Here is a 12,430-nt window from a genome sequence, read left to right as displayed (position 1 = left end):
TCATGGCCAAGAAAATCCTGTTAACAATATTATTCAGCGTGACACTGCTCGCCGGCACCGGCTTTTGGCTGAAAAGCCTGATTCCCCCACCGCCGGATCACCAGGCCCTGGCGCAGACACAGCCCGGGGATATCCCCTATCTCCAGCAACCCCGGCCCGCCGGTGACCGCGGCCGAATCCTGATGGTGGTGACCAGTGCCTCCACCATGGGTGAGCACGGCAAGGACACCGGATACGAACTGACCGAGCTCGCGCGGTCCTACTACGTATTTACCGCCAATGGCTTTACCGTGGATATCGCCAGCCCCCGGGGCGGAGAGCCGCCGGCAGTGATCGACCGGGACGATATGGGGCCAATCGAATACGCATTCCTGAACGACCAACTAGTGAAGGCAAAGCTGCACGACAGCATCCCGGTGGCACAGGCCAATGCAGGTGACTACCGCGGTATTTTCTTTGTCGGTGGCAAGGGCGCCATGTTCGACTTCCCCGGCAATGCCGACATCCACAACCTGGTGGCATCCATCTATGGGGACGCCGGTGTCGTCGGCGCGGTCTGCCACGGACCGGCAGCACTTGCCGATATAGAGCTGGAGCCGGGGGTGCCGCTGCTGCAGGGGCGGCGTATCAGTAGCTTTACCAACGAAGAGGAACTGTTCCTGATTCCGGAGGCGGAGGAAGTATTTCCCTTCCTGCTCGAATCCCGGCTGCGGGAGAACGGCGCCGTGTTCGAGGCGGGCCCGGCCTACCTGCGCCAGGTCAGCACCGATGGCAGGCTGGTTACCGGGCAAAACCCCTGGTCGGTATGGGCACTCGCCGAGGAAATGGTGAAAACACTGGGCTATCAACCGGTACAGCGAAAGGTTACCAGTGAAGAAAACACCGTGGAGCTGCTACTGGCCTATGAAACCGATGGCCACCGCGGCGCCCTGACCAGGCTGGAAACATTCCAGCAGGCGGCCAGTGGTGAGGGGGAAGCAATCAACCGGCGATTACTGGCGATGCACGGCATTGTCGCGGTGATGCAGGGACGGGTCGGCAAGGCGGTGGATATCGTGCGGCTGCTGTCCGCTGCAAAAAAGTGGCAACAGGGGAAACAGGTGTAACCAGGACCGTCGCCCCGGCTTCGTATTTCCGTGTGAGCCAGGCCGCGACCGGCCTGCGCACCCGGCCAGGAGCTTTCAATGCCCCCTGCCAGACCCGGTGGGCTCATAGAGCCCACCGCCAGTGAACCAGCCTTCCCCCGGCAATACTGCATCGCACACGCTTCGGCCGGAATTTTCACCTGAATTTTACCGGGCCACCTGCAGACTTCCCCCATCAATCAGGAGAACCAAACCATGAGCAAGAAACTGAAATTTACGACCCGAATGATCCTGCTGCCAGGGCTGGCAATCGGTTGCCTTACCGCCCTCTGGTATACCTTTGTAGCGCTGAAAGAGGAGCCGGTAGCCCGGGATGCAATCGTGGCGTCCTACGCTTACCAAACGCCGGCGGATATCGGCATGTCGATGGAAGAAATCGGGGGAGGCCAGTTTGAGTTTTCGTACCGGAGCTTTGACGGGGCACTGGTCAACGGCCGCATCAGCTATCCCTCCGTAAAACAGGAAAAATATCCCGTGCTGGTCGGCATGGCGGCCATGGGAAGAGGCTACCAGCGCTGGTGGGTGGACTCCTTCAAGGGACGCCCGACAGTGACCCGGGTGAATGAAATCACCGAGCTCGCCAGCGAAAAAGGCTATGTGGTGGTCGCCATCGATGCACGCTTTCACGGCACCAGGAAAGACCCCAACCGCACCCTGGCGTCGATCATGAATGACCTGCATTACTTCGGGGACAAGCGCGACTACGAAGCAATGATCCGGGACACGGTCCTCGATTACCGGGTCCTGATGGACTGGATCGCTCAGCAACCGGACCTGGACGGTGGCAACCTGACCCTGGCGGGTTACAGCATGGGCGCGCAGGTCGCCCTGCTGGCCTCGGCCCTCGACCCGCGCGTGGACCGGGTTATCGCTATGGTGCCGCCACATATCGACGACAAGACGGCGGTCGTGGCGCCCAGGAACCTTGCCGGCCTGATTAAAAAACCCGGAGTTCTCCTGATCACTGCAGAGGATGATGAGTACGCTTCGAAAGAGGACAACCTGCAGCTGTACGATGCGATTGCAAGCGCAGACAAGAAGCACCAGGCGCTCACGGGAGGCCACATACTGCCAGGTGATTACATCGATGCGGTGCGCGGCTGGCTGTAAGGCAGCGTAGCCGTTGCTCCCAGCGGGTACGCCCGCAGCCCCACGCGCCGGTTTTGGCACTGGGGCCCGGGTGCAGGACAAAGACAGTCAGGGCCAGGGAAAGTGTACCGGCCAGAGTTTCTGCTTGTCCTTGTCGTAATCTTCCCACATCTCGGCAAAGGTCTGGCCGGTGAGGGGGTGGCGCTGGGCTGGCGCCAGCTCGGCCAGGGGCTGCAGCACGAAGGCGTTTTTCACAATCTCGCCGCGGGGCAGTTTTACCCCATCGAATTCGCCGGCCAGGTCGTCGTAGGTGAGGATATCGATATCCAGCGTCCGCGCGCTGAACTTGGGGCCGCTGCGCACCCGGCCATTGGCATCCTCGATCTCCCGCAGTCGCAGTGCCAGCTGGCCCACCGGCAGGTCGGTGTGCAGGCCCACCACCAGGTTATAGAAATTGTCGCCATCGAAGCCCACGGCCTCGCTCTCGAATACCCGCGAGACACTCAGGTTGCCGAATTCAGCGGCCAGCGCATCCAGGCCGGCACGAATATGCCGCCCGCGGTCGATGTTACTGCCGAGACTGAGGTATACCTGTGCCACGCTCACACTCCTGCGGCGGCGCCGCTGGCCGGGCGTTCGCCGCGCTCGATAATCACACCCACATCGCGGGAACCGCGAACGGCCCCCGGCTTCGACAGCCGCAGCCGCAGCCACGGCACGCTGAACTCGTCGCGCACAATGCCTGCCGCCTGTTCCGCCATGGTTTCCACCAGCAGGAACTCGCTGCCCTCGATAAAGCCGATCAGCCGCTTGGCCACCGCCTTGTAGTTGAGGGTGTGCTCGATATCGTCGGTGCGCGCCGCCTCGGAAATATCGAACGCCATCTCCAGGTCCAGGCTCACGGTCTGGCGCACCTCGCGCTCCCAGTCGTAGATCCCGATAATGGTGTTCACTTTCAGGTCCCGTATATAAACGATATCCATCAGCCGGCCAGGCCTCCTTCCAGTTCCGTCATCGGCCAGCGCGGCCGCACTTCCACACCCAGGCCCGACTGCTGCCCGGCCTTGAGGCGCAGGTAGCCGGCGTAGGCAATCATGGCACCGTTGTCGGTGCAGAATTCCTGGCGCGGGTAATAGACCTCCGCGCCATCCCTGGCCAGCGCCTTCTCCAGGCGCTCGCGCAACAGTTTATTGGCGGAGACCCCGCCGGCCACCACCAGGGTCTTGCGGCCCGACGCCTTCAGCGCGCGGCGGCACTTGATCACCAGGGTGTCCACCACCGCTTCCTGGAAAGCCGCGGCGATATCGGCACAGGTCTGGTTGTCCGGGAGCCCGTCTGCCAGGGCGTGGTCGCGCACCGTGGTCAGGGTATAGGTCTTGAGGCCGGAGAAGCTGAAGTCCAGCCCCGGGCGATCGGTCATGGGCCGCGGAAAGGTAAAGCGCGCCGCATCGCCCTTCTCCGCCAGCGCGGCCAGGCGCGGCCCGCCCGGATAGTCCAGGTCGAGCATCTTGGCGGCCTTGTCGAAGGCCTCCCCGGCGGCGTCATCCAGGGACTCGCCCAGCAGTTCGTATTCCCCCAGACCACGCACATCCACCAGCTGGGTGTGGCCGCCGGAGACCAGCAGGGCAACAAAAGGAAAGGCGGGCGGCTTCTCCTCCAGCATCGGCGCCAGCAGGTGGCCCTCCATATGGTGGATCTCCACCGCCGGCACGCCCCAGCCGTATGCCAGGGCCCGCCCGGCACAGGCCCCCACCATCAGCGCGCCCACCAGGCCGGGACCGGCGGTATAGGCAATACCGTCCAGGTCCGCCGGCGCAGTGCCGGAACGCTCCATCACCTGGCGCACCAGTGGCAGCAGTTTGCGCACATGGTCGCGACTGGCCAGTTCCGGCACCACACCGCCGTAATCGGCGTGCAGGTCCACCTGGCTGAAGAGCGCATGCTCCAGCAGGCCCCGTTCGCTGTCGTACAGGGCTACGCCGGTTTCATCGCAGGAGGTTTCGATACCCAGAATCCGCACTTGGTCTCACACTCGTGGCTGAATCAAAGGGCGCCTATCATACTTGAAAGGGTAGTCAGGGTGCAGGCATCCCCCGGGAAGCTGCATATGGCACCCGCAGGCGGGCCAAAGCCCCCGCCAGACGGCCCTCTGGCGCCATTTCCGCTGCTGCCGGGATGCTTTTCTTCCTATATAGGGGCATACCGGCGCCACCGACCCGCAGAGACGGGCGGAAATGGCTATAAACCGGGCGCTGACAGGCTTGCGATCCCCGGACCAAGTGTTTAGAATTTGCGCCCTCGCTGTGAACCGGCCCCCGGATTGCATCTGCGAGAGCAATTGCCGGAAGGCCGAGAGAAACGAATTTTACAGGTAACTTATGCCCTCTGTACGAATCAAAGACAACGAACCGTTCGATATCGCCCTGCGCCGCTTCAAGCGCTCTTGTGAGAAAGCCGGTGTACTGTCTGAAGTACGTCGTCGCGAGTTTTACGAGAAGCCGACTGCCGTTCGCAAGCGCAAGGCTGCCGCGGCTGTGAAGCGTCACGCCAAGAAGCTGCAGCGCGAAAACCGCAAGTTCCAGCGCCTCTACTAAGCAGCGGCCCCCGAGGCTGCTCTCAGCGAGGCCGGCCGGGGCCAGAACCCCGGGGCGGTGATCGAAAAACGGCGTGCGAGCTGGACTCGCGCGCCGTTTTGCGTTGTGCTGGAGTTAAAAGGCGTGGCCCCGCCCCGCCACCCCACCGGGATGCCCCGTGCATGCCGGCGGCCCGGATACTGACCCGCCGCCCGCGCGGCCGGGTGAATAACAACCCTAAAGACCGGATCCATACCCATGAGCACTCTCAAGGATACCCTCGCCCAGTCCACCAAGGAGGCCATGAAGGCCCGTGCCAAGGAGCGCCTGGCGACCCTGCGCCTGATCAATGCCGAGATCAAGCGTGTCGAGGTGGATGAGCGTATTGAGCTGGACGACGCCCGCATCCTGGCCCTGCTGGACAAGATGACCAAGCAGCGTCGCGATTCCATCGCCCAGTACGAGAAAGCCGGCCGCGCCGAGCTGGCCGCCGTGGAACAGGCCGAGATCGACGTCATCCAGGAGTTCCTGCCGGAGCAGCTGAGCGAGGCCGAACTCGCCGAGATCGTCAGCGCCGCGGTCAAGGACACCGGGGCCAGCGGCATGGCCGACATGGGCAAGGTAATGGCCCAGGTGAAGCCGCAGGTACAGGGCCGCGCCGATATGGGTGCGGTGAGCAAAATGGTGAAAGCCCAGCTCGCCTGAGCCGGGCCATTCCTACACTACGCCGGGTGCCCAGCGCCGCCCGGCCGCAGCAAATCTCGTGGAACGACTGAATGGCCGGAAAGATCCCCCAGCATTTTATCGACGACCTGCTCGCACGGGCCGATATCGTCGGGGTGATCGACAGCCGGGTGAAACTGCGCAAGACCGGGAAAAACTATTCCGCCTGTTGCCCGTTTCACGACGAAAAAACCCCGTCCTTTACCGTAAGCCCCGACAAACAGTTCTACTACTGCTTCGGCTGTGGTGCCAACGGCAATGCGATCGGCTTCCTGATGGAATACGACCGCATGGGCTTTCCCGAGGCGGTGGAAAAGCTGGCGGCCAGCCAGGGCCTGGAAGTGCCACGCGAGCAGCTGGCCCCTGGCGTCGAGCAGCGCCAGCGGGAGAGCCAGTCGCTCTACCAGCTGACCGGCAAGGCAGCGGATTTCTACCGCGCCCAGCTGCGCTCGCACCCCTCCGCGGGGCGAGCGATCACTTACCTGAAACAGCGCGGCCTGTCGGGTGAGATCGCCCGCGACTTCGGTATCGGCCTGGCGCCGCCGGGCTGGGACAACCTGCTCAACGAGCTGGCGGACACCCCGGACAAGGCCGACCAGCTGGAGCGCGCCGGCCTGGCCATTCGCCGCCAGGACAGCAACGGCAACAGCGCCTCCCGCGGACGCCACCACTACGACCGCTTCCGCAACCGGATCATGTTCCCGATCCGCGACCAGCGCGGACGCACCATCGCCTTCGGCGGGCGGGTACTGGGTGACGACAAGCCCAAGTACCTGAACTCGCCGGAAACCCCGATCTTCCACAAGAGCCGCGAACTCTACGGCCTGTGGGAGGCGCGCCAGGCCAACCGCGACCTGCAGCGGCTGATCGTGGTGGAGGGCTACATGGATGTGGTGGCGCTGGCCCAGTTCGGCATCCGCTGCGCGGTCGCCACCCTGGGCACCGCCTGTGGCGAGGAACATATCCAGCTGGCGTTCCGCCATACCGGCGAACTGGTGTTCTGCTTCGACGGCGACCGCGCCGGCCGCGCGGCCGCCCGGCGGGCACTGGAATCCGCCCTGCCGCAGATGCAGGACGGCCGCAGTGTGCGCTTCCTGCTGCTGCCGGAAGGCGAGGACCCGGACACCCTGGTGCGCCAGCTGGGGGGCGAGCGCTTTACGCAACTGGTGGAAGAGCAGGCACGGCCGCTGGAAGACTTCCTGTTCGACCTGGTGGGGGAAGGCATCAACCTGCAGACCATGGACGGGCGCGCGCGCCTGTCCAAGCAGGCCGCCCCCCTGCTGGACCTGCTGCCGGCCGGCGTCTATCGCCAGCTGATGTTCCAGCAACTGGCGGCGCGCACCGGCCTCGACCGGGAGATGCTGGAAGAAATCATCGAGGCAGAGCAGGCCAGCCGCGCCAGCCGCCCACCGGAAGCGGCCCCAACCGCGCCGCAGCCCCACAGCGCCCCGCGCAGTGAGCCGGCTGCACCGCGCGGCGAAGCCGCCCCGGGCAGCCCGGACCCGGGCCCCGGGGAGATGCCGCCGCAGCCGCCCCAGGACTATATCGACGAGTTCGACCAGCCCCCGGACATGGCCGCCCCGGAGCCGGCACCGGCAGCCGCCACCCCGCGCCGGCGCAGCGGCCAGTACCGCCTGCCGCCGGAGCGCATGCTGATTGCGCTGCTGCTGCACCACCCGGAGCTGGCGGCACAGATCGCCGACAGCGCGCAGTTCCGCAATCGCGGCGTGGCGGACCTGGCCCTGTTCGCCGACCTGGTGGAGCTGCTTCGGCAGCGGCCAGACTACAATCTGAACCAGCTGCTGGGTTACTGGCGCGCCCACCACGGTGCCGCATCCTGCGACACCCTGGCGCAACTGGCGGCCTCCCAGCTGGTCAGCGGCGTACGCCAGCTGGCCCGCGGCGACGCGGGCCTGGAGTACGACCCCCAGGCCGAATTCAGGGACTGCCTGCAGCAGCTGGAGCGCAGCGAGGCACGCGAGCACAATCGCGGCCTGCTGGAGCAGCTGCGCAGCGGTGGCGGCCAGTTGAGCGACGAGCAGCGGGCGCTGCTGGCCAACTGGCGGCGCAAGGACGACTAGTCAGGTGCCGGGCCTTGAAATACCGGGGCCCAGCACCATATCGATAAACCCCGGACGGGAGACGGGATCGGGAACCGAGCACAACAGACTTCGCACCACGGCGTCACTTGACAGCCAGAGTGGTTATTGCTATCGCAAATACGCTATAATCCCGCGTCTTTGTCCCGACTTTTTAACCCCCAAGATTTCAGGGTTGTGCATGACCGACAAAACCCAACAGCAGACGACTTCCCGCATCAAGGAGCTGATCGCCCGCGGTAAAGAGCAGGGCTACCTGACCTATGCAGAAGTAAACGACCACCTGCCGGAAGATATTTCCGATCCCGATCAGGTGGAAGACATCATCGGCATGATCAACGACATGGGTATCAAGGTGTTCGAGAGTGCACCCGATGCCGAAGAACTGTTGATGGCCGAGGGCGACAGCTCCGCCGATGAGATAGCCGCCGCCGAAGCCGCCGCCGCCCTGGCCGCGGTGGAATCCGACGTGGGCCGCACCACCGACCCGGTGCGCATGTATATGCGCGAGATGGGTACCGTGGAGCTGCTCACCCGCGAGGGCGAGATCGCCATCGCCAAGCGGATCGAGGAAGGCCTGCGTGAACTGATGGCAGCCCTGGCCTACTGGCCCGGTGCCGTCCAGCACGTGATCGACGAGTACAAGCTGATCGAGGAAGGCGAGCGCCGCATTCCGGACGTGATCGCCGGCTGGCTGGACCCGGCCGACGAGGTCCCGCCGGGCGCCCAGACCGGCCAGGCCGCCGCCCCCGCCCCGAGCAGCGACAAGTCCGATGACGACGACTCCGACGATGACGACGACGATTCCTCCGAGGAAGAGGAAGAGAACGTCGGCGGTATCGATCCGGAAGAACTCGCCGAGCGCATGAACAAGCTGATCGCCGCGCAGAAGAAAGCCGACGCCGCCATCAAGAAGCACGGCCGCGACTCCAAGCAGGCCGGCGAGGCCCTGGAGGCCGTGGGCGAGGTGTTCCGCTACTTCAAGCTGGCCCCGCGCCAGTTCGACCCGCTCTACCAGCAGGTGCGCAGCATCCTCGACGAGGTGCGCCTGCAGGAGCGCGCCATCATGCACCTGTGCATCAAGAAAGCCCGGATGCCGCGCAAGACCTTCATCAAGGAGTTCCCGGGCAACGAGACCAACGAGGACTGGATCCCCGGTATCGTCAAGAAGAAGCGCGACTACTCCGACAACCTGCGCCACCTGGCGGAAGACATCATCCGCTGCCAGCGCAAACTGGCCCAGTGCCGCGAGCAGGCCGGGCTGGAGATCGGCCAGATCAAGGAGATCAACCGCCGCATGTCCATCGGCGAGGCCCGCTCCCGCCGCGCCAAGAAGGAAATGGTCGAGGCCAACCTGCGCCTGGTGATCTCCATCGCCAAGAAGTACACCAACCGTGGCCTGCAGTTCCTGGACCTGATCCAGGAGGGCAACATCGGCCTGATGAAGGCGGTGGACAAGTTCGAGTACCGTCGCGGTTACAAGTTCTCCACCTACGCCACCTGGTGGATCCGCCAGGCCATCACCCGCTCCATCGCGGACCAGGCGCGCACCATCCGTATCCCGGTGCATATGATTGAGACCATCAACAAGCTCAATCGCATCAGCCGCCAGATGCTGCAGGAGATGGGCCGCGAGCCGACCCCGGAAGAGCTGGGCGAGCGCATGGAAATGCCGGAGGACAAGGTCCGCAAGGTACTCAAGATCGCCAAGGAACCGATCTCCATGGAGACGCCCATCGGCGACGACGAGGATTCGCACCTGGGGGACTTCATCGAGGACCAGAACCAGTCGTCCCCGGTGGATACCGCCACCCAGACCGGCCTGCACGACGCCACCCGCTCCGTGCTCGGCGGCCTGACCGCGCGCGAGGCCAAGGTACTGCGCATGCGCTTCGGTATCGACATGAACACTGACCACACCCTCGAGGAAGTGGGCAAGCAGTTCGACGTGACCCGCGAGCGTATCCGCCAGATAGAGGCCAAGGCACTCCGCAAGCTGCGACACCCGTCGCGCTCGGAGCACCTGCGAAGCTTCCTCGACGAAGGATAAGCACCCAAAGCCCGGCACCGCCGGGCTTTTTTTTACCAACAGGTTACACAGTCGTGGCCAGGAAACCGCGCCTGACCGATACCACCGCCACAGGGAATGACCGCCGGAGGGAAACCGTAATGCAGGAAGAGTTCGTCAACAAGCCGGGCAAGACCGGTATCCCGCGCCTGATCGATGCCACCAACTACTCCTGGCAGGGGTTGCTGGCCACCTGGCGCAACGAGGCCGCCTTCCGCCAGGAAGTGAGCCTGGCCGTATTCCTGATCCCGCTGGCCCTGTGGCTGGGCGAGACAGGCATCGAGCGCGCCCTGCTGATCGGCGTCACCCTGCTGGTGATGATCGTGGAACTGCTGAACAGCGCCGTGGAGGCCGCGATCGACCGCATCGGCCCGGAAAAGCACCCGCTGTCAAAGATCGCCAAGGACACCGGTTCGGCCGCGGTATCCCTGTCGCTGCTGATGTGGCTATTCACCTGGGTGTGCATCCTGCTGCCGCGCTGGGTCACCTGATCCTCCTGCGGCGTTCGCCGCGCCCATGCACCACTCCTGCCCCGCGCCAGGAAATCTCCGCCACCGCGCGCCACAATTCGTACGCCCGTCTAAACTTTCCCCACTGCCCATAAAGCATCAACCACGGAAGGTTTATGGCACCAAAGTTTCTGGCGACTATAGGGCTGCTCGCCCTGCTCTGCGTCGCCCCCGCGCTCTCCCACGCCCAGGCCGCCGATCGTGGCGAGCTGGTCGTGTTCGCCCAGATCAAGCGACTCGCCCAGCAGGTCTCCCTCGAACAGCTCGACGGCTTCCAGCAACGCCGGGAGGAATGGCGCAATGCACCAATGGGCTACAGCAACAGCCGCCTGCAACTGCACCACGGCGGGCTGGAACTGGACTGGCGCGGCGATGCCCCGAGCCGCTTTGACGGCACCCTGACCGGCTTCCGCGCCAGCCACGACTTCTTCGCCGGCCCCACCTGCAACGGCAGCCAGCAGGCCGGGGTCAGCGCCGGCAGCAGTTTCGCCAGCGGCGACAGCTTTGCCCGCCGCCGCGATGGCAGCAATGGCCAGGTGGGCACCAACGACCTGCAGAGCTATTTTGTTGGCGCTTACTTCAGCGACCTGCGCAATAGCGGCCGCTACCTGGACCTGCAGGCCAAGGTCGCCTACCTGCGCGTACAGACCGACACCTATCGCGGCGCCAGCGGCGACACCCACGGCGTGCAGCTCGCTCTGGCCGCGGAAGCCGGCTACGACCTTGCCCTGACCGAGCGCTACGGCATCGAGCCCCAGCTGCAGCTGCTGGCCAACTACACCAACCTGGCAGTGATCGACGCCGGCCGCTACGCGGTCGATTCCGACGTCACCCCGGAGCTGGCACTCCGTGCGGGGGTGCGCGCCTACCGCAGCGACCGCCCGCACTTCGCCTATGCCAACCTGTGGCAGATCCTGGATGGCGACGACGAACTCTACAGCTCCAGCGCCGCAGACCTGCGCCACCAGCGCGGCGCCCGCTGGATGGAACTGGGTGTGGGCACACGCCTGCTCACCCTACCCATGGGGGACCTGTCCCTCGACCTCCGTTACCGCACTTCGGTGGACGATCACGACTGGCAGGGCCTGCGCGCCGGCCTGGGCTTCAGCTGGGCCTGGTAGCACCGCGCGACAGGCAAAAGCCGTTGATTTAACGGGGAAAATCGAGTACTTTTCCCGACCGCCTGCTCCATCAGCAGGCACTCCATGGGGGCCCTTAGCTCAGTTGGTTAGAGCATCCGACTCATAATCGGCAGGTCCTGGGTTCAAGTCCCGGAGGGCCCACCATTTTCCTCTCCCCATCAAGTACACCCCGCATTTCAGCCAGATATACGGTTGACGCTCATTTCAAAATGCGACTTACTGTAGCCAATAGTGTTCGACAAAATAAGATACGCACTGTCGAATCGAAATACGTCCAGAAACAATAACAAGTAAATCAACGCAGACCGCGAGCACGGTAGCGTTCAATATGCTCACGCAAAACCAATGACAAACCACCAACGAAAAAATGCAGCAAGTAACGCCGCTGTCGGGGCCGATTTCGAAGAGCTGGTGCACTCGCTCTTAACAGCTTTCTTTCCAGCACTTGCCCGACCATTCTGGCTACCCATCGGCCACCTCAACCAGAAACAACACAAGTTCGACCTGGGATGCGCGGGGCAGAAAGTGATTGTCGAGTGCAAGTCACACACATGGACCGAGAGCGGCAACACCCCCTCTGCCAAGCTCACCACCTGGGACCAGGTGATGCTGTATTTTTACCTGGCCCCGCGAAGCTACAAGAAGATCTTTGCCGTAAAGCGGGACCTGAACCCCAAGACGGGTGAGTCCCTGGCTGAATACTATGTGCGGACACACTTCCATGTGTTACCCGATGAGGTGGAATACTGGAAGCTTGACGAAACGAGAAACCATATACGGCAGGCGGCCTTTGATGCAAAGGAACGTATTACGGGGCTCCTGAAACAAGCTCGGTATAACCTCCAGATGGACAGTTGATATCGACATCAATATTTTTCTCTGGCCCCAACTATTCTCAGTGCAGTCTCTCGGATTATGACCCTATAGGGTGCGATAAAAATACAGCTTCACGATACCGCAAAGAACTAAAGCAGCTGGGCTGAATACAAATAACTCTCTATCTAATCGCAAAACGCGAGCCAATACTGTACCGACTAACTTGGCTCGGCCTCGATGACTGGGACGGACCGCCATGACTTGAC

Annotated in this window: 12 protein-coding genes and 1 tRNA gene; 10 read left to right on the top strand and 3 right to left on the bottom strand. The window is 63.6% G+C overall.

What is annotated here, in order from left to right; genetic code table 11:
* Positions 1-2: 2 nt before the first annotated feature.
* Both LVE68_RS12870 and LVE68_RS12865 read left to right on the top strand, forming a co-directional pair.
* Positions 3-1,106 (top strand): type 1 glutamine amidotransferase domain-containing protein, encoded by a 1,104-nt coding sequence (locus tag LVE68_RS12870; protein WP_232940806.1) that lies wholly within the window; start codon positions 3-5, stop codon positions 1,104-1,106.
* A gap of 234 nt (positions 1,107-1,340) precedes the next feature.
* Complete coding sequence (locus LVE68_RS12865) at positions 1,341-2,255, top strand: dienelactone hydrolase family protein (RefSeq protein WP_232940805.1); 915 nt, start codon at positions 1,341-1,343, stop codon at positions 2,253-2,255.
* Positions 2,256-2,342: 87 nt separating this feature from the next.
* On the opposite strand, the gene folK is transcribed toward LVE68_RS12865, so the two are convergent.
* Genes folK through tsaD form a run of 3 tightly spaced genes read right to left on the bottom strand, consistent with a single transcriptional unit; the run spans position 2,343 to position 4,254 of the window.
* Positions 2,343-2,834, bottom strand: a complete 492-nt coding sequence (folK, locus tag LVE68_RS12860; protein WP_232940804.1) for a 2-amino-4-hydroxy-6-hydroxymethyldihydropteridine diphosphokinase — start codon at positions 2,832-2,834, stop codon at positions 2,343-2,345.
* A 2-nt stretch (positions 2,835-2,836) separates the two neighbouring features.
* Positions 2,837-3,217 (bottom strand): dihydroneopterin aldolase, encoded by a 381-nt coding sequence (gene folB, locus LVE68_RS12855; RefSeq protein ID WP_232940803.1) that lies wholly within the window; start codon positions 3,215-3,217, stop codon positions 2,837-2,839.
* Positions 3,217-4,254, bottom strand: a complete 1,038-nt coding sequence (gene tsaD, locus LVE68_RS12850; protein WP_232940802.1) for a tRNA (adenosine(37)-N6)-threonylcarbamoyltransferase complex transferase subunit TsaD — start codon at positions 4,252-4,254, stop codon at positions 3,217-3,219. Before tsaD ends, folB begins: the two co-directional genes overlap by 1 nt.
* Positions 4,255-4,612: 358 nt before the next feature.
* On the opposite strand from tsaD, the gene rpsU reads away from it, so the two are divergent.
* The 8 genes from rpsU (at position 4,613) to LVE68_RS12810 (ending at position 12,206) form a co-directional block, all read left to right on the top strand.
* Positions 4,613-4,828 (top strand): 30S ribosomal protein S21, encoded by a 216-nt coding sequence (gene rpsU / locus LVE68_RS12845; protein WP_020411530.1) that lies wholly within the window; start codon positions 4,613-4,615, stop codon positions 4,826-4,828.
* A 237-nt stretch (positions 4,829-5,065) separates the two neighbouring features.
* Entirely contained in the window at positions 5,066-5,512 is a 447-nt protein-coding gene (locus tag LVE68_RS12840; protein WP_232940801.1) for a GatB/YqeY domain-containing protein, read from the top strand.
* Between the two features lie 71 nt (positions 5,513-5,583).
* On the top strand, positions 5,584-7,611 hold the full coding sequence (gene dnaG / locus LVE68_RS12835; RefSeq protein WP_232940800.1) for a DNA primase: 2,028 nt from the start codon (positions 5,584-5,586) through the stop codon (positions 7,609-7,611).
* A 199-nt stretch (positions 7,612-7,810) separates the two neighbouring features.
* Positions 7,811-9,679, top strand: a complete 1,869-nt coding sequence (rpoD, locus tag LVE68_RS12830) for an RNA polymerase sigma factor RpoD (protein ID WP_232940799.1) — start codon at positions 7,811-7,813, stop codon at positions 9,677-9,679.
* A 119-nt stretch (positions 9,680-9,798) separates the two neighbouring features.
* The gene (locus LVE68_RS12825; protein WP_233006716.1) at positions 9,799-10,188 is read left to right on the top strand and encodes a diacylglycerol kinase; all 390 of its coding nucleotides are present in this window, start codon (positions 9,799-9,801) and stop codon (positions 10,186-10,188) included.
* Between the two features lie 134 nt (positions 10,189-10,322).
* A complete protein-coding gene (locus tag LVE68_RS12820) occupies positions 10,323-11,327 on the top strand; it encodes an autotransporter domain-containing protein (RefSeq protein ID WP_232940798.1) in 1,005 nt (334 codons plus the stop codon).
* 88 nt (positions 11,328-11,415) lie between these two features.
* Positions 11,416-11,492, top strand: a tRNA-Ile gene (locus LVE68_RS12815).
* A 201-nt stretch (positions 11,493-11,693) separates the two neighbouring features.
* Positions 11,694-12,206: a hypothetical protein gene (locus LVE68_RS12810; RefSeq protein ID WP_232940797.1), complete on the top strand. Its 513-nt coding sequence runs from the start codon at positions 11,694-11,696 to the stop codon at positions 12,204-12,206.
* Positions 12,207-12,430: the final 224 nt, after the last annotated feature.

The organism is Microbulbifer sp. YPW16 (genome assembly GCF_021290385.1).
GTDB lineage: Bacteria > Pseudomonadota > Gammaproteobacteria > Pseudomonadales > Cellvibrionaceae > Microbulbifer > Microbulbifer zhoushanensis.
This window is presented reverse-complemented; position numbering and strand designations above follow the sequence as displayed.

Excerpts from the sequence above, each read along its gene's own strand:
- LVE68_RS12870 (WP_232940806.1), top strand. The coding sequence starts at position 3 with ATGGCCAAGAAAATCCTGTTAACAATATTATTCAGCGTGACACTGCTC.
- LVE68_RS12865 (WP_232940805.1), top strand. The coding sequence starts at position 1,341 with ATGAGCAAGAAACTGAAATTTACGACCCGAATGATCCTGCTGCCAGGG.
- folB (WP_232940803.1), bottom strand. The coding sequence starts at position 3,217 with ATGGATATCGTTTATATACGGGACCTGAAAGTGAACACCATTATCGGG.
- rpsU (WP_020411530.1), top strand. The coding sequence starts at position 4,613 with ATGCCCTCTGTACGAATCAAAGACAACGAACCGTTCGATATCGCCCTG.
- LVE68_RS12840 (WP_232940801.1), top strand. The coding sequence starts at position 5,066 with ATGAGCACTCTCAAGGATACCCTCGCCCAGTCCACCAAGGAGGCCATG.
- dnaG (WP_232940800.1), top strand. The coding sequence starts at position 5,584 with ATGGCCGGAAAGATCCCCCAGCATTTTATCGACGACCTGCTCGCACGG.
- rpoD (WP_232940799.1), top strand. The coding sequence starts at position 7,811 with ATGACCGACAAAACCCAACAGCAGACGACTTCCCGCATCAAGGAGCTG.
- LVE68_RS12825 (WP_233006716.1), top strand. The coding sequence starts at position 9,799 with ATGCAGGAAGAGTTCGTCAACAAGCCGGGCAAGACCGGTATCCCGCGC.
- LVE68_RS12820 (WP_232940798.1), top strand. The coding sequence starts at position 10,323 with ATGGCACCAAAGTTTCTGGCGACTATAGGGCTGCTCGCCCTGCTCTGC.
- LVE68_RS12810 (WP_232940797.1), top strand. The coding sequence starts at position 11,694 with ATGACAAACCACCAACGAAAAAATGCAGCAAGTAACGCCGCTGTCGGG.